The 16,034-nt window shown below is 65.0% G+C and carries 18 protein-coding genes and 1 tRNA gene; 8 read left to right on the top strand and 11 right to left on the bottom strand.

Annotation, left to right across the window (positions count from 1 at the left end):
- Together KF715_02330 and KF715_02325 are read left to right on the top strand one after the other, a co-directional pair.
- Positions 1–606 (top strand): riboflavin synthase, encoded by a 606-nt coding sequence (locus KF715_02330; protein ID MBX3735500.1) that lies wholly within the window; start codon positions 1–3, stop codon positions 604–606.
- On the top strand, positions 603–1,604 hold the full coding sequence (locus KF715_02325; protein MBX3735499.1) for a uracil-DNA glycosylase: 1,002 nt from the start codon (positions 603–605) through the stop codon (positions 1,602–1,604). Before KF715_02330 ends, KF715_02325 begins: the two co-directional genes overlap by 4 nt.
- A 45-nt stretch (positions 1,605–1,649) precedes the next feature.
- Here KF715_02325 and KF715_02320 read toward each other — a convergent pair whose 3' ends face one another.
- Positions 1,650–2,315 (bottom strand): DUF1573 domain-containing protein, encoded by a 666-nt coding sequence (locus tag KF715_02320; GenBank protein MBX3735498.1) that lies wholly within the window; start codon positions 2,313–2,315, stop codon positions 1,650–1,652.
- The gene (locus tag KF715_02315) at positions 2,312–2,668 is read right to left on the bottom strand and encodes an Hpt domain-containing protein (GenBank protein MBX3735497.1); all 357 of its coding nucleotides are present in this window, start codon (positions 2,666–2,668) and stop codon (positions 2,312–2,314) included. Before KF715_02315 ends, KF715_02320 begins: the two co-directional genes overlap by 4 nt.
- Before the next feature lie 153 nt (positions 2,669–2,821).
- On the opposite strand from KF715_02315, the gene metK reads away from it, so the two are divergent.
- The 4 genes from metK to KF715_02295 all read left to right on the top strand — a co-directional run bounded on the left by metK (position 2,822) and on the right by KF715_02295 (position 6,730).
- Positions 2,822–4,039 (top strand): methionine adenosyltransferase, encoded by a 1,218-nt coding sequence (gene metK, locus KF715_02310; GenBank protein ID MBX3735496.1) that lies wholly within the window; start codon positions 2,822–2,824, stop codon positions 4,037–4,039.
- A gap of 12 nt (positions 4,040–4,051) precedes the next feature.
- A complete protein-coding gene (ahcY, locus tag KF715_02305; protein ID MBX3735495.1) occupies positions 4,052–5,488 on the top strand; it encodes an adenosylhomocysteinase in 1,437 nt (478 codons plus the stop codon).
- Between the two features lie 76 nt (positions 5,489–5,564).
- On the top strand, positions 5,565–5,927 hold the full coding sequence (locus tag KF715_02300) for a cupin domain-containing protein (protein MBX3735494.1): 363 nt from the start codon (positions 5,565–5,567) through the stop codon (positions 5,925–5,927).
- Between the two features lie 134 nt (positions 5,928–6,061).
- Positions 6,062–6,730, top strand: coding sequence for an HAD hydrolase-like protein (locus KF715_02295; protein MBX3735493.1), 669 nt, complete (start codon positions 6,062–6,064; stop codon positions 6,728–6,730).
- On the opposite strand, the gene KF715_02290 is transcribed toward KF715_02295, so the two are convergent.
- The 4 genes from KF715_02290 to hpt all read right to left on the bottom strand — a co-directional run bounded on the left by KF715_02290 (position 6,709) and on the right by hpt (position 8,679).
- A complete protein-coding gene (locus KF715_02290; GenBank protein MBX3735492.1) occupies positions 6,709–7,518 on the bottom strand; it encodes an ATP-binding cassette domain-containing protein in 810 nt (269 codons plus the stop codon). The two genes, KF715_02295 and KF715_02290, sit on opposite strands and share 22 nt — an antisense overlap.
- A 56-nt stretch (positions 7,519–7,574) precedes the next feature.
- Positions 7,575–7,665, bottom strand: a tRNA-Ser gene (locus KF715_02285).
- Positions 7,627–8,055 carry a hypothetical protein gene (locus KF715_02280; GenBank protein MBX3735491.1) on the bottom strand — a complete coding sequence of 143 codons (429 nt, stop codon included), beginning with the start codon at positions 8,053–8,055 and terminating at the stop codon, positions 7,627–7,629. Before KF715_02280 ends, KF715_02285 begins: the two co-directional genes overlap by 39 nt.
- Before the next feature lie 51 nt (positions 8,056–8,106).
- Positions 8,107–8,679 carry a hypoxanthine phosphoribosyltransferase gene (hpt, locus tag KF715_02275; protein ID MBX3735490.1) on the bottom strand — a complete coding sequence of 191 codons (573 nt, stop codon included), beginning with the start codon at positions 8,677–8,679 and terminating at the stop codon, positions 8,107–8,109.
- A 113-nt stretch (positions 8,680–8,792) separates the two neighbouring features.
- Between hpt and KF715_02270 the strand changes: the two genes are divergently transcribed.
- Together KF715_02270 and KF715_02265 are read left to right on the top strand one after the other, a co-directional pair.
- Complete coding sequence (locus tag KF715_02270) at positions 8,793–9,869, top strand: ABC transporter ATP-binding protein (protein MBX3735489.1); 1,077 nt, start codon at positions 8,793–8,795, stop codon at positions 9,867–9,869.
- Positions 9,870–9,876: 7 nt separating this feature from the next.
- Complete coding sequence (locus KF715_02265; protein MBX3735488.1) at positions 9,877–11,511, top strand: ABC transporter substrate-binding protein; 1,635 nt, start codon at positions 9,877–9,879, stop codon at positions 11,509–11,511.
- Here KF715_02265 and rpe read toward each other — a convergent pair.
- From rpe to plsX, 5 genes are all read right to left on the bottom strand, one after another.
- Positions 11,503–12,162: a ribulose-phosphate 3-epimerase gene (gene rpe, locus KF715_02260; GenBank protein MBX3735487.1), complete on the bottom strand. Its 660-nt coding sequence runs from the start codon at positions 12,160–12,162 to the stop codon at positions 11,503–11,505. The genes KF715_02265 and rpe overlap by 9 nt on opposite strands.
- Before the next feature lie 191 nt (positions 12,163–12,353).
- Positions 12,354–12,863 carry a hypothetical protein gene (locus KF715_02255; GenBank protein MBX3735486.1) on the bottom strand — a complete coding sequence of 170 codons (510 nt, stop codon included), beginning with the start codon at positions 12,861–12,863 and terminating at the stop codon, positions 12,354–12,356.
- Positions 12,864–12,878: 15 nt separating this feature from the next.
- Complete coding sequence (gene bamD / locus KF715_02250; GenBank protein MBX3735485.1) at positions 12,879–13,931, bottom strand: outer membrane protein assembly factor BamD; 1,053 nt, start codon at positions 13,929–13,931, stop codon at positions 12,879–12,881.
- Positions 13,932–13,936: 5 nt separating this feature from the next.
- Complete coding sequence (locus KF715_02245; protein MBX3735484.1) at positions 13,937–14,923, bottom strand: ketoacyl-ACP synthase III; 987 nt, start codon at positions 14,921–14,923, stop codon at positions 13,937–13,939.
- A 12-nt stretch (positions 14,924–14,935) separates the two neighbouring features.
- Entirely contained in the window at positions 14,936–15,964 is a 1,029-nt protein-coding gene (plsX, locus tag KF715_02240) for a phosphate acyltransferase PlsX (GenBank protein ID MBX3735483.1), read from the bottom strand.
- Between the last annotated feature and the right edge of the window lie 70 nt (positions 15,965–16,034).

Below are 16,034 nucleotides of genomic sequence, written 5' to 3'. Positions count from 1 at the left end.
ATGTTCACCGGAATCGTCGAAGAAACAGGCCAGGTCGTCTCGTTCACCCGCGGCGCGAAAGCGTGGTCGCTCCACCTTTCCGCGCAGCTCGTTGCCACGGACGTGAAACTCGGCGACAGTATCGCCGTGAACGGTTGCTGCCTCACCGTGGTGAAGCACGACGCGGCCAATCTCTGGTTCGATCTGCTGGAAGAGACGGTGCGCCTGACGAGTTTCTCCGAACTGAAACCCGGCTCGCTCGTGAATCTCGAGCGCAGCATGCTGCCGAACAGTCGCATGGGTGGACATTTCGTCAGCGGCCACGTCGACACGCTCGGGCGCGTGGAGGTTTTCGAGCAGCGTGGCGCCGACCATTACCTGAAGGTCCGCGGCCCCGCGGGCAGCGGCCGTTATCTGATTCACAAGGGCAGCATCGCGATCGACGGCATCTCGCTCACAGTCGCCGAAGTCGATGGCGACGCACTCGCCGTCTGGCTCATCCCGCACACGCTGGCGGTGACCAATCTGCGCGAAAAGCGCACGGGCAGCGGCGTGAATCTCGAGTTCGATCTGCTCGGCAAATACGTCGAGAAGCTCATCGCCGCACGTCTGCCCGCACACTCATGAACGTCCGCGAACATCTTCTCTGTCTCACCGACGAGCTCCGTCGCCTGAAAGGCGAGGGCAGCCGCACTGTCGTGGTGAACGAGGAGAGCCTCGCGGAGTTGCGGCGCGCCATCGAGGTCGCGCGCGCCGAGCTCGCTGGCGCTCCAGCCGCGTCCACCGCACCGCGGGAAGCCGCCGTGCAACACGAGGCTCCGTCGGCGCGGTCCCGCGAAAGCTCCGTCGCCGAACCGGCGCCGAGTTTCGCATCGACCGCGTTCGCTCCGCCGCCGCCGCGCGTGGTGCCGGCCCATGCCGCGCCAAGCCTCGGCACGCCGCTGCCGCTGAGTTTGCCGAGCGGCACGAAACAGGAGCGCTGGAACGCGCTGCGCGAGATCGTGCTGAACGATGCGACCTGCAAGGCGCGGGTCTACGCGGGCAAGCAAGTGGTCTTCGGTGTCGGCAATCTCGATGCGTCCGTGATGTTCATCGGCGAGGCGCCGGGCGCGGACGAGGAAGAGCAAGGCGAGCCGTTTGTCGGGCGCGCCGGACAGTTGCTCAATCGCATGATCAAGGCGATGGGGCTCGAGCGCGCGCAAGTCTACATCGGCAATATCCTCAATTGGCGGCCAGAGATGGGCGCGCGTTCGGCAGACGGTTTTCAGACGGGCAACCGTCCGCCGACCCTGGACGAGATGGCGTATTGCCTGCCGTTCATTCGCGCGCAGATCGAGATCATCCAGCCGCGGGTGCTCGTCGCGCTCGGCAAAACCGCCGTCGACGGACTGCTCGGCGCGGATCGTTTCAAGACGATGGGCGCAGCGCGCGGCTCGTGGCATTCCTACAACGGCATCCCGCTGCGCGCCACGTATCACCCGTCTTATTTGCTGCGGCAGGAAGGACTGCGCTCCGAAGCGGCGTTGAAGATCAAGCGCGACGCTTGGGAGGATTTGCTCGCGGTGATGGAAAAATCGGAGCTGCCGATCAGCGAGAAGCAGCGCGGGTATTTCAAAACCGGTTGAGCGCGACTGACGCGCCTTCCGACGCTGGCGGCGCGGCGCGATCCGTCAGTTGACGTTCGCGTAGGCACTGACGACCACGTCGTCGCCGGACTCAGCCTTGCCTTTGAAACGGATCGCCGCGCTGGCCGCTTCGGTAGTCGCCAGCGGCTTGACGAACAAGCGATAGCGGCGGCCGGCTTCGAGGGTCTCGAAGCGTGCGGAGAACGACGGTGCGGAGACGAACAGCTCGGTGAAGTTGATTTGGATTCCCGGCGCCACGGTGATCTCGACCGGCTTCTCCTCCGCGCGCGCGCCGGAATTCCAGTCGAGGATGCGCGGTTGGACGGCGGCCAATTCGGGGACCTCGATGTGCACTCTCAGGTGTTGTGATTTCGCGCCGTCGTCCGTGACGACCGTCACGCCGCGTTCGTAGGAGCCGATGCGATCGCCCACGGTGAAGTGCGCGTTGATCGTCCCGCTTTCTCCCGGTTGGTAGACGGTCTTGTCCGCCGCGGCCGACATGCAGTCGCAGCTGACCGAGACGTCGCGAATGGTGACGGGCTGGGTGCCGGTGTTTTTGAAACCGAAGGAGACGGAGAGCGTTTTTTGCAGCGGTTTGGTCGCACTCGAGATCTCGGTCTGCGTCCAAGTGAGCTTCGCTTGCGCGGGCACGAGCGCGAGGCCGAGCAGGACGACACCGAGGAGGCTGGAAATGGGGCCGCGCGGGCTCATGAGTTTCGCAGCGCGAGCAGCGCGCCTTGGACGGCCGCGAAGGCCTGCTCGAGTTCGCCGAAACGCGCCGCGACGGCGGCGAGTTGGCTGGATTTCGCGAGGGTTTCGAGTTCCAGCGCCAGTTGCGCGAGGTTCTGCGCCCCGAAATTCCCGGCGCTGCCTTTGATGCTGTGCGCGGCACGGACGGCGGCGCCAGCGTTGGCCGCGTCGACGGCGTTTCGCAGTTCCGCAATGCGGATCGGGGTGTCAGCCAGAAAGATATCGATCAGCTCCCGGAAAAACGCGCCTTCGTCGTCCGGTGAAACCGCGCGGAGCGCTTCGATGGCCTCGGGTCTCAGAATGGGCTCGGACATGGGGGTAACGCCCCGCATGCAACCGTCGCCGCCGCACGACGCAAGCCGGATGCCGCCGGGATGCTAACGCGTCTTCGTATCATGGAATCCAGATACGTTGATAATCTACTTGCTCCCGCTCGACACGCTGTCTTTCTTCGCCGCTCACATTCTATGGCCAATCACTTCGTTTTCTCCTCCGAGTCGGTCGGTGAAGGTCACCCCGACAAAGTCGCCGACCTCATCTCCGACAGCGTGCTCGATGCATGCTTGAAGATCGATCACACCTCGCGCGTCGCGTGCGAGACGTTCGTGAAGTCCAACATCGTCGTCGTGGGCGGCGAGATCACCATTCCGAAGCTGCAGGATGCCAAGAAGGGCACGACCAAGCCCATCGAAGAGGCGATCAACCTCGGCAAAGTGATTCGCGATGCGATCCGCGACATCGGCTACGTGAACGACGACGACGTGTTCCACGCCGACAAGGTTTTCATCAATAACTACCTCACCGCGCAGTCGCCCGACATCGCGCAGGGCGTCGACGCCAAAAAGGCCGAGGGCAAGAAGACCGCAGAGCAGGGTGCCGGCGACCAAGGCATCATGTTCGGCTACGCCTGCAATGAGACGCCCGAGCTCATGCCGACGCCGATCATGTTCGCGCACCGTCTCGGCCGCGAGTTGACGAAGATCCGCAAGTCCGGCGCCGTCTCTTGGCTCCGCCCCGACGCGAAGACGCAGGTCTCCGTCCGTTACCAGAACGACAAGCCCGTCGAGGTCGTGAACGTCGTCATCTCTACGCAGCATGCAGCCGATGCGAAGCACGCCACGATCGAGAAATTCCTCATCGAAAACGTCATCAAGAAGGTCATCGACCCGAAGCTGCTGACGAAGAACACCGAGTATCTCATCAACCCGACCGGTCGCTTCGTCGTTGGTGGCCCGCAGGGCGATTCCGGCCTCACCGGCCGCAAGATCATCGTGGACACCTACGGCGGCTGGGGCCGTCACGGTGGCGGCGCCTTCTCGGGCAAGGATCCGTCCAAGGTCGACCGCTCGGCCGCCTACATGGGCCGCTGGGTCGCGAAGAACATCGTCGCCGCCGGCCTCGCCACGCACGCCGAAATCCAATTCGCCTACGCCATCGGTCACCCGAAACCGGTCTCGGTTCGCGTCGAGACTTTCGGCACTGCCAAGCTCGGCATTTCCGATGAGCAGATCACGGACGCCGTGCAAAAGGTGTTCTCGTTCAAGCCGGCCGACATCGTCGCGCAACTCGACTTGCTCCGCCCGATCTACCGCCAAACCACGAATTACGGCCACTTCGGCAAGAAGGGTCTGCCGTGGGAATCCACCGCGAAAGCCGCCGAGCTCCGCGCCGCGATCAAAGCCTAATCACCTTCCACCATGGCCAAAGCCAAGAAATCTTCCGCTGCGAAAACGCAGGATTACCACGTCAAGGACATCGGTCTCGCCGACTGGGGTCGCAAAGAAATCTCCATCGCCGAGCACGAAATGCCCGGCCTGATGTCCGTCCGCGCCAAGTTCGGCCCCAAGAAGCCGCTCAAGGGCGTGCGCGTCACCGGTTCGCTGCACATGACGATTCAGACGGCCGTCCTCATCGAGACGCTCGTCGAACTCGGCGCCTCCGTGCGCTGGGCGTCGTGCAACATCTTCTCGACGCAGGACCACGCCGCGTCCGCCATCGCGGCCGCCGGCGTGCCCGTCTTCGCCTGGAAGGGCGAGACGCTCGAGGAATATTGGGATCTCACCTGGCGCGCCGTCAGCCACCCGAACGGCACGGGCCCGCAGCTCGTCGTCGACGACGGCGGCGACGTCACGCTCCTCCTCCACAAGGGCTACGAAATGGAGCAGGGCAGCGATTGGGTGAACAGCGCTTCCGGTTCGCACGAGGAGCAGGTCATCAAGAACCTTCTCAAGAAGATCAAGAAAGCCCAGCCGGGCGTCTTCACCGCGATGGTGAAGGAGTGGCGCGGCGTCTCCGAGGAAACCACCACCGGCGTCCACCGCCTCTACCAGCTCCACGAGCAGGGCAAGCTCCTCGTCCCCTCGATCAACGTCAACGACTCCGTCACCAAGTCGAAGTTCGACAATCTCTACGGCTGCCGCGAGTCCCTCGCCGACGGCCTCAAGCGCGCCACCGACGTCATGATCGCCGGCAAAGTCGCGTGCGTGTGCGGCTACGGCGACGTGGGCAAGGGCTCCGCGTTTTCGCTCAAGGGCTTTGGCGCGCGCGTCATCGTCACCGAGATCGACCCCATCAACGCCTTGCAGGCCGCGATGGAAGGCTTCGAGGTCAACACCGTCGAATCCACGCTCGGCATCGCCGACATCTACGTCACCACGACTGGCAACAAGGACATCATCACGCTCGAGCACATGGCGAAGATGAAGGACCAGGCCATCGTCTGTAACATCGGCCACTTCGACAACGAGATCCAGGTCTCGCGTCTCTACGCCGCCAAGGGCGTGAAGCGCACGACGATCAAGCCGCAATACGACATGTTCACGTTCCCCAACGGCAACAGCATCTACCTGCTCGCCGAAGGCCGCCTCGTGAACCTCGGCTGCGCCACCGGTCATCCGTCGTTCGTCATGTCGAACTCCTTCACCAACCAGACGCTCGCCCAGCTCGATCTCTGGAAGAACAAGGATGTCTACAAGGTCGGCGTCTATCGCCTGCCGAAGCACCTCGACGAAGAAGTCGCCCGCCTCCACCTCGAGAAGATCGGCGCCAAGCTGACCAAGCTCTCGAAGTCTCAGGCCGAGTATCTCGGCGTCCCGGTCGAAGGCCCCTACAAGCCCGAGCACTATCGCTACTGAGTGTTTTCTTTCAAAGCCGCGGAGCGATCCGCGGCTTTTTTGTGCCCGATCCGTTCGCCCACTCTACTCATCCGCCATGGCTACTCTCATTTCCAACCCCACCATCATCGAAGCCGCCGGCAACAAGCCGAAGCTCATCGAGGAATTCTTCGGTCGCGTGAACTCGAAAACCGACGCCGTCAGCATCGCGCGCATGCGCAGCCCCGGCGGCTGGGTCGAACCAGGCCAGACGCCCGAGTTCGACGAATACACCGTCGTCCTCCGCGGCGAACTTCAGGTCGAAACAAAAACCGCCACACTCACCGTCCGCGCCGGGCAAGCCGTCCTCACGCCGAAAGGCGAGTGGGTGCGCTATGCCTCGCCGCACGCCGATGGCGCCGAATACATCGCAGTCTGCCTGCCCGCGTTTTCACCGGCGACCGTGCACCGCGACGCGTGACGAAAGGTGGCCCGCGACCTCCGGGCGCGGGGCTTCGAGCGAACCCGCGCGATTCTTCCGCGGAGGAGAGCGGGGATACCAGCCTCCGCGTCGTCGCGCTCGTCAGAGCGCGTTGAATCGCCCAGCCTCCCACCATGTCGTCCCACCGTTGGATCACCTTCGACTGCTTCGGCACGCTCGTCGACTGGCACACGGGCTTTGCGAACATTCTGCGCCCGCTCGCCGGTGAACGTGTCGGCGAACTGATCGCCGCCTACCATCGCTACGAAAGGCCGCTCGAGCACGAACGTCCGCACCGCCTCTACGCCGACGTGCTCCGCGAAGGCGTGGCGCGCGCGGCGCGCGAGATCGGCCTGGCCGTGCCGGACCACGACGTGAACGCGTTGCCGGACCACTGGGGCACGCAGCCGGTGTTCGCGGACGTCGAGCCGGCGCTGGCGGAGCTGCGCGCGACTGGTTGGAAATTGGCCGTGCTCACCAACTGCGACCGGGCGCTCTTCGCGCAGACGCAGCGCGGATTTCGTCAGCCGTTCGACTTGGTGGTGACGGCGGAGGAAGTGAAAGACTACAAACCGTCCCTCGCGCACTTCCGGCATTTCTGGCGCGTGAGCGGCGTCGAACGCGAAAACTGGGTGCATGCCGCCTGCAGCTTTTATCACGATGTCGGTCCGGCCCGCGAAATGGACATCACGTGCATTTGGGTCGACCGCGATCGCACCGGCGAGGACCCCGCTGCGGCCACCGCGCGTATCGAGTCGCTCGCGGCATTGCCTGCGACCGTTCAGCGACTCACCAAATCGTAGTGCCCGCGCGTGCGGACGAGGCGCAGCGGCGCGCTGAACAGCGCGGATAGAGAAGCCGTGCTGAGCACGCGCGGTGGCGGCCCGTCGGCGACGATGCGACCGTCGCGCATCAGGAGCACGCGGTCGATTTCGGGGACGAGGTCGGCGACGTTGTGGGTGACGAGCACGACGCTTTTGTTGCGCCGGCATAGCGTGCGCAACGTGCGGCGAAACTCGATCACCGCCGCCGGATCGAGGCTGGTGGTCGGTTCGTCGAGCAGCAGTGCGGCGGGATCGTGGACGAGCGCGCGGCCGATGAAGCAGCGGCGTTGCTCGCCGGAGGACATTTCCTGGAGCGAACGAGTCGCGAGGTGAGGGATTCCGAGCTCGCGCATGACCGCTCGCGCGCGGCGCCGCTGGGTGGGCGAGGGCCGCATGTGCGGCCAGAGACCGATGCTGTCGAAGAAGCCCGAGAGCACCAACTCGAGGCCGGTGACGCGACGCTCTGTCACCTCGTAGGAGAGCTTCAGCATCTGGTCGAGCGCAACGAGGCCGAGCTTGCGGCGGAAATCCGTGATGTCGGCGAACTCCTCGCCGAGGAGCTGGAAGCGGTAGCCGGGAGTGTCGGTGGTCGGGTAGAGTTCGCGGGTGAGCGTCTTGATCAGCGTCGATTTGCCGCAGCCGTTCGGGCCGAGGATGGCTACGTGTTCTCCGGCGCGGAGCTGAAGATCGAGGCCGTGGAGAGCGCGCCGTTCGCCCCGGTAAACGGTGAGCTGACGGAAATCGAAGAGCAGCGGCGCGGCGGGCATCGGACGATAGAGCGGGGATCGGGCGGGAGGCAATCGTTTCGCGCGTCAGCGGAAAGTGGCGGAGGGGAGAGGATTCGAACCTCCGAGACCCTTTTGGGGTCTGGGTCTTTAGCAAAGACCTGCCTTAGACCACTCGGCCACCCCTCCGTCGGAGTGGAGCGCAGAACAAAGAGCGCGGCTTCGCCGAGCGCAAGGCATTTTCCTTCCGCGAGAGGCGCGATCGCTGGCAGAGACAAAGTTGGCGTCCACGTAGCGAGTAGCCCGGTAATTGTCGTAGGCGTTGGCAAGCACCCAGAGGGTCGCAATCAATGCCCAAACACCGATGGCGACGACGCGTTCCCTGCTGCGCAGTTTCCAAACCAGCAGCGCGAGCGCGATGACGTTGGCGACAACGAAGAAGGCGAGAAACGGCAGGAGGCAAAAGGCCCACCAGAACGCATCTCCAGTGCCGCCGGGCGAACCCAGCTCGGAAGTGGAAGGCCACAATTCCGAGGCAAGTCTCAGGTAGATAATTATCCCGAGCAGATTGAGCGGCACCCAGCTCCAGCGTCGGGCGACTTGCCGAAAGCGCACGGCCGAGAACCAGCCTCAGATTTTTCCCGAATAGAACTTCGGCTTCAGCACGCCGATGCAGGGCAGGTTGCGGTAGCGCTCGTTGAAATCGAGGCCGTAGCCGACGACGAACTCGTTGGGGATTTCGAAGCCGACGTATTCCGCCTCGAAGGGCACGACGCGGCGCGCCTTCTTGTCGAGCAGCACGCAGGTGCGGACCGACGCGGCTTTTTTCGCGAGGAGCAATTCGTGGACGGCGGAGAGCGTGTTGCCGGTATCGAGGATGTCGTCGACGAGCAGCACGTGCTGACCGGCGATGTCCAATTTCAGATTGTCGATGATGACCGGCTTCCCCGTCGCGGAGGTGCCGGCGTGGTAGCTCGAGGCGCGGATGCAATCCAGGCGCAGCGGCGAACGCATGTGGCGCAACAGGTCGGCGGTGAAAATAAGGGCGCCGTTCACGACGGCGATGACGGTCAGGTCCTTGCCGCGGTAGGCCTTGTTGATCTGCTCGGCGAGCGCGCCGACGCGGCGACGGATGGCGGGTTCGCTCACGAGCACGTGATCGAGGTGCTTGAGCTCGGGAATCGAGGGCTTGGTGCGGGCCATGGCGCTTTAAGGTCGATTCGCCCGCCGATGGCAACTCGTTAGCGGACCGGCGCGGGCGCCAATCCCTTTGACTCCGCAGATTTCGGCCGGTTGCCTCTCGCGGTCGCCCTCCGATGATCTCGATCCAGGTCCAGCAACTGACAAAGCGCTTTGGCGACGTCGTGGCGCTCCATGGGCTGGATCTCACGATCGCGCCCGGCGAGCTGTTCTTCCTGCTCGGCCCGAGTGGTTGCGGCAAGACCACGTTGCTGCGTTGTCTGGCCGGATTCTACCTCCCGGAGGCGGGAAAAATCGCCTTCGGCGCGGAGGACGTCACTCGCCTCGAACCGCACAAACGGAACACCGGAATGATGTTTCAGAGCTACGCACTCTGGCCGCATCTGACGGTGGCGGAGAACGTCGCCTTCGGCCTGCATGAACGGAAAGTGCCTGCTGCGGAACTCAAGGAACGCGTCCGCGAGGCGCTCGCCTCGGTGCGGATGGAGAGCTATGCCGACCGCAAGCCCAACCTGCTCTCCGGCGGTCAGCAGCAGCGCGTGGCGCTTGCGCGCGCGCTCGTGATCCGGCCGCGTTGCCTCCTGCTCGACGAGCCGCTCTCGAACCTCGATGCCAAGCTCCGCCTCGAGATGCGCGCGGAAATCCGCCGCGTGTGCAAGGAGTTCAAGCTGACCACGGTTTACGTCACGCACGACCAGAAGGAGGCGCTGTCGATCGCCGATCGGATGGCGATCCTCGACCAAGGGCGCATCCTCCAAGTCGGCACGCCGCGCGAGGTCTACAAGCGACCAACGACGAAGGTGGTCGCGAATTTCATCGGCGAAACGGATTTCCTGCCGGGAAAGGTGCTGCGCTGTGGTGACGGCACCGTGACCGTTGAAACGGCCGCGGGAAATTTTGACGGCATCCCCGGCGATCCGGCCATCTTGCCCGCGGTCGGGGCGACCGTCACGGTGTCGATCCGGCCCGAGTGCTGGGAGCTGCATCGCGAGGCGCAGTCGCGGAACTGCGTGCGTGGCCGTATTGGCGAATCGGTCTATCTCGGCGAGGTGGCGCAATACGAGTTCGTGACATCGGGGGAAGGCGCGCGCTTGAAAATCTTCGAGCGCAACCCGCGTTTCGTGGACGGCGCGCAGCGCGGCGAGCTGTTCGCCGCCGTGCAGCCCGAGGACGTGGTGGTGTTGACCGCGTGAGGCGCCGATGAAACGGGCTGTGATCGTCGTGGCGTTGCTCGCGGTGCTCGCACTGCCGTTTGCGCTGCGGACGCGTCGGGTCGCGACGGTGCGCGATGCCGATGACCGCGTGGTGATCGTGACGCCGAACAACGAGGCGACCCGCTACGAATTCGGGCGCGCGTTTCAGGGGTGGTATCGCGCGCGGACCGGTCGGAGCGTCGAGATCGACTGGCGGGTGCTCGGCGGCACGAGCGAGATCGCGCGCTTCCTCGAGAGCGAATACATCACGGCCTTTCGTAATCATTGGGTGAACGAACTGGGCAAGGCGTGGAGTCGCGACGTGCAGGCAGGTTCGCAGAACGGTCGGCTGCCGGCCGACGCGCCCGCGAGCGCGCGAGAAGCGCGCGCGGCGTTCCTCGCGTCGGAGGTTGGATGCGGCATCGACGTTTTCTTCGGCGGTGGCACTTACGATTTCGAGCGGCAGGCGGTCGCGGGCCGATTGGTCGCGTCGCGGGTGTTCGAGACGCATCCGGATTGGTTCACCGATGCGGTGATACCGCGCGTCTACGGCGGGGAGGAGTTCTGGGATCGGGAGCACCTCTGGATCGGGTGCGTGCTCAGTTCCTACGGCATTTTGTTCAATCGCGATTCGCTTGCGCGTCTGGGCGTGCGCGAGCCGCAGCAGTGGGACGATCTCGCGGACTTTCGCTTCTTCGGCGAGGTGGCGCTGTGCGATCCGACGAAGAGCGGTTCCATCGCCAAGGCATTTGAAAACATCCTTCAGCAGCGGATGCAGCGGAGGGCGCGCGCGGCGGGCGAGTCCGATCCGGCCGCGCGCGAAGCGCGTGCGGTTCGCGCGGGCTGGGAGGATGGCTTGCAGCTGATCCAACTCGTGGGTGCCAATGCGCGGTATTTCACCGACACGTCGCAGAAGCCGCCAATCGACGTGGCGGATGGCAATTGCGCGGCGGGCATGTGCATCGACTTCTACGGACGCGCCCAGGCCGAGGCTGCGAGCACGCGCGGTGGCACGGCCCGGCTCGGCTACGTTTCGCCGCCGGGCGGCTCGGTCAGCTCCGTCGATCCGATCGGCATTCTGCGTGGTGCGCCGCATCGCACCCTGGCCGAGGCGTTCGTCGAGTTCGTGCTTTCAATGGAGGCGCAGCGGCTGTGGAACGAGAAGCCGGGCACGGCCACCGGCCCGCAACGCTACGCACTGCGGCGGCTGCCGGTGCGGCGGGATTACTACGCGCAGCGCGAGTGGCTCGCCCTGCGCAGCGATCCCGACGCGAATCCGTTCGCGACCGAGGATCCGTTGATCTACCGGCCGGAGCGGACCGCGGCGGTGTTTCGCGAAATGGCCTTCATCGTTCGCGTGATGTGCCAGGATACGCACGAGCAACTCCGTGCCGCGTGGCGGGCGATCAATGCGCCGGACGTCGATGCGGCTCGAAGAGGCGCCGCATTGGCGGTGCTGCAGGACTTGAGCGACGTGAGTTACGAACGAGCGCTGAATGAGATTCATCGCGCGCTGACCTCGAAGAACAAGGTCGACGAGGTGCGGCTGGCGAGCGAGTTGGCGGCGAAGTTCCGCGCGCGCTACGCGCACGCAGCGGATATCGCGTGCGGCAAAGTAGTTTTCAGCCCGGCCTCAGAGTGACGCGAACGTCGCGGCGAACGCGGCGCGGTCGCTCGCCTTGAAGAAGGACGTGCCGGCCACGAAGGTGTCGGCGCCGGCGGCGCGGCATTCCTTGCCCGTGACGAGGTCGATGCCGCCGTCGACTTCGAGACGAAAGCTCAGGCCGGCCTCGCGCCTCCAGGCGTCGATTTGCTGGAGTTTCGGGAGCATGTCGCGGCGGAAGGGTTGGCCGCCGAAGCCGGGTTGCACCGTCATCACGAGCACGAGGTCGACGTGGGGCAGCAACGCGCGGATGGACTCGGCCGGTGTGCCGGGATTCAGCACGATGCCGCACTGGCAGCCGAGCTCGCGGATGCGGCGCAAGGTCGCTGCGTGGTCGTAGGCGGGCTCGATATGGATGCTGATGAGATTGGAGCCGGCTTTCGCGAAGGCTTCGACGTAGCGGTGCGGCTCGGAGAGCATCAGGTGCGTGTCGAAGAAAGTCATCACGCCGGCGCGACGGAGCGCGGCGAGCACCTCGGGGCCGAAGGTGAGGTTCGGCACGAAGTGGCCGTCCATCAAATCGAGGTGCAGCCAGGGTGCGCCGGAATCGGCGGCGAGCTGGGCGCTGGCGCCGAGGGCGGCGTGATTGCCGGCGAGGAGCGAAGGGGCGAGGACGGGCGAAAGCGGCATCGGATCAAAGCAAGCCGCGCTCGCGCAGCAGGCCAAGCAGTTTTCCCGGCGTGGGCCGGCAGGCGCAATGCGTGCGGTGCTCGAGGTGCCAGGCGAGACGTTGCTCGAGGGTGGCGCGCGGTGGCATGCGGTGCGCCAGATGCCACTCGCGATTCAGGCGGGGCCGGGCGGCGCGGGGCATGCATGCCTCCTTACCAGGTGTCGAGCACGGCGTGCAGCGCGCGCTCGGCGAGTTGCTCGGCGAGCAGCGGGAGCAATTGGTATTCGGATTGCAGCTGGCCGCTGTCGGTGAAGGCGCCGCGGGTGACTTTCAGGGGGCGATTGGCGAAGACGGTTTGCTTGGCGCGTTGGTCCACGAGGGCTGCGCGGGCTTGCAGGACGACATCGAAACGGCGGGCGAGGCCGGTGTCGTCCGCGCGCGCGACCGTCGCTTCGCGGTGGTAATCCTCGAGCGTGAGCGTGAGCACGGCGTCGGCTTCGGCAGCGGTGTCGACGAGGCGCACACGTCCGTCCTTGATGAAGGCTTCACGCACTTGGGCGGTGACGGTAGCGACCGCCTGAGGAAGCAGCGTGTCGCTCTTCACGACGGCGACGTGCAAAGTAGCGTAGCGGGTCTCGCTGCCGGTGCCGAGGCGGTAGTTCGCGCAGGAGGCGAGGCCGAGAGTGAGGACAGCGAGCGAGGCGAACAGCGCGAGGCGCATGGGCGAGGCGCGCGCTCAGAAGAGCCAGAAGCGCTTTTTCTTCTTCGGGGCGGCGGGCTGGTCGTCCTTCACGTCCTGCGGCTTGTTGCCGGCGAGGCGGGAATCGACTTCGACGAGCATCTTGCGGGCGCGGGCGGCGACGGGCGAATCGGGATAGGTGGTGATCGCCTCGTTGTAGAAGACTTTCGCGGCGGTGTAGTTCTTGCGGTATTTGAAGTAGTAGTCGGCGAGGATCATTTTGCTCTGGGCGAGCATGGACTTCATGTCGCCGAGGCCTTTTTCCGCGGTGCCGGCGCCGGAATCGCCGGGGAATTGAATGAGGTAATCCTCGTAGTAGGTGATGGCTTCCTTGGTGGAGGCTTGGTCGTAGTAAGCGCCATCGACGAGGGAGGAGTGGGTCTGGGCGAGCTTCAGGTAAGCGTCGGGCGTGAGGACGTTCTTCGGGTAGTTGTTGATCATCCGGTCGAGGGCGTCGATGGCTTCCTCGGTGTTACCCATTTTCTGATGGGCGCGCGCGATGTTCATCAGGGAGAGCGGCGCGTAGTCGGAGTAGGGCGCGTTGTGGACGATCTGTTCGAAATACTCGACGGACTTCTCGCGGTTCTTGAAGCCGGGAATGACGCCCCACATGTAGGAGCGGGCGCCGTCGAGGAGGAGCTGGGCGATGCGGTATTGCTCGGCGATGACCTGCGAGAACTTCTGGCTGCTCGGATACTTCATCACCATTTCCTGGAAGGACTCAAAGGATTTGAAGTATTGCTTCCGCTTCTCGTAGAGCAGGCCGATGCGGTAGAGCGCTTCGCCGGCGTAGAGGGAGTTCGGGTATTTCTTGGCGACCTTCTCGTAGGTCTTGATGGCGGAGCGCGTGGAGCCTTTTTCCTCGGCGTTGCGCGCGGTGTTCATCATCTCCAGCGCGTTGTGACCTTCCTCGCCGGAGAGGCCGGCGAGGGCGCCGCCCTCGATGCGCCAGCCCTGGCCGGGCGTCCAGACGAGGTCGGCGCTGAGGCGGGCGGCGCCGAACAGCGCGATGACGACGGCAACAAAGGCGGAGAGGGTGCGACGGGACATGAGGATTACCAGCGAATGAGGGTAGAGCCGTAGGTGAAGCCGGCGCCGAAAGCAACAAGGAGCGTGTAGTCGCCAGGCTTGATCTTGCCGGCCTTGCGGGCTTCGTCGAGGGCGAGGGGAATGGAGGCGGAGGACGTGTTGCCGTAGCGATCGATGTTCACGTAGAAGCGATCCAAGGGCACACCGAGGTTGCCCGCGAGCGCTTCGACGATTCGCACATTCGCCTGGTGGGGGATCACGAGGTTGATTTGGTCAAACGTGAGGCCGTGTTGTTCCACCATTTCGCGCGCGACGGTCTCCATGACGCGGACGGCGTTCTTGAAGATCTCCTTGCCCTTCATGCGCAGGAAGTGGCCTTTCTCCGCGACGGTCTTGGGCGAGGCGGGGCAACGCGAACCACCGGCGGGCGTGTAGAGGTATTCGGCGAGTTCGCCGTCGGCGCCGAGGTCGGAGCCGATGATGCCCACGCCGTCCTGATCGCTCTTCTTCAACACGGCGGCGCCGGCGCCGTCGCCGAAGAGCACGCAGGTGGTGCGGTCGGACCAGTCGGTGATGGAGGAGAGTTTCTCCGATCCGATGATCAGCGCGCACTTGTAGCGGCCGGTGAGCAGCTGGCCGTAGGCGATCTCGAGGGCGTAGACGAAGCCCGAGCAGGCCGCCGCGATGTCGAAGGCGGTCGCGTGCGGCGGGACGCCGAGCTTGTGCTGGACGACGCAGGCCGTGGACGGGAGCGGGTAGTCCGGAGTGGCCGTCGCGATGATGAGGAGGTCGACCTCCGAGGCGCTGACCTTCGCGTCGGCGAGGGCACGCTGGGCGGCGATGAGAGCGAGGTCGGAGCACGCCTGATCCGGCGCGGCGATGTGTCGCTCGCGGATGCCGGAACGAGTGCGGATCCACTCGTCGGACGTATCGACCATTTTGGTGAGATCCTCGTTGGTGAGGATGCGTTCGGGCGCATAGGCGCCGACTCCGGCGATGATCACGGAGGCCATAGGTAAAAGGGGTTAGTTATTCGTCGGCGAGATGCCGGGCGCGACTTGGATAAGCTCGTTGGCCTTGGCGACGTCGTCTTCGATGCGGTGGTAAAGGTCCTGGCGGATGATTTTGCCCGCGGCGCGGATGGCGCTGGCCCAGGCGTGGCGGTTGGAGGAACCGTGGGCCTTGAGAATGTTGCCGCGCACGCCGAGGAGCGGCGCGCCGCCGTAGCGGTCGGGGTTCATGCGGTCCTTCAAGGCGCTGAAGGCCCCCTTGGCGAGGACGGCTCCGGCCATGCGGACGGGGCTCTGCTTCAGCTCGTCCTTGAGCATGCCGGTGATGAATTTCGCGAGCGACTCCCACGTCTTGAGGAGCGTGTTGCCGACGAAACCATCGCACACGACCACGTCGACGTGGTTGCGGAAAACCTGGAAGCCCTCGATGGGGCCGACGTAGTTCACGACGCCGTTGATCTTCTTCAGCAGCTCGTTCGTCTCGGTGATGAGCGCGTTGCCTTTGCCTTCTTCGGTGCCGATGGTGAGGAGGCCCACGCGCGGGTTTTCGAGGCCGAGGATGACGCGGGCGTAGTCGGCGCCGAGGATGGCGTTGTGCATCAGGTGCTCGGGCTTCGCCTCAGGATTGGCGCCGGCGTCGATGAGCACGAAGTGCCCGCCTTCGCGCGGAATGACCGCGGCGAGCGCAGGGCGGTCAACGCCGTTCATCATGCGCAGGCGGAGCGTGCCGCCGGCCATCAACGCGCCGGTGTTGCCGGAGCTGACGGCGACCTTGGCCTCGCCCGACTTCACGAGCTCGATGGCGCGCACCATCGAGGCGTCCTTCTTGGTCTTGAGCGCCTTGAGCGGTTTGTCGTCCATCGTGATCACCTCGGAGGCGTGCACGATCGACACACGCGGGCTGCCGGCGAGGCCGGCTTCGGCGACGAGCGGGGTCAAAACCTCCTGCTGGCCCACCAGGACGATGGGAGCGAGATCCTGATCCTCGGCAAGGGCGAGTTTGACCGCCGCGACTACTTCCGCAGGGCCCAAGTCGCCACCCATGGCATCGACGGCGATGCGGGGCGGCAACGGCGTGGAACTGGCGGCTTCGGGTTGGATAGCAGGAAGCTGC

It is taken from the genome of Candidatus Didemnitutus sp. (genome assembly GCA_019634575.1).
Lineage (GTDB): Bacteria > Verrucomicrobiota > Verrucomicrobiia > Opitutales > Opitutaceae > Didemnitutus.
Note: the sequence above shows the minus strand (reverse complement) of the source record. Positions and strands in the feature narration are given on the sequence as shown.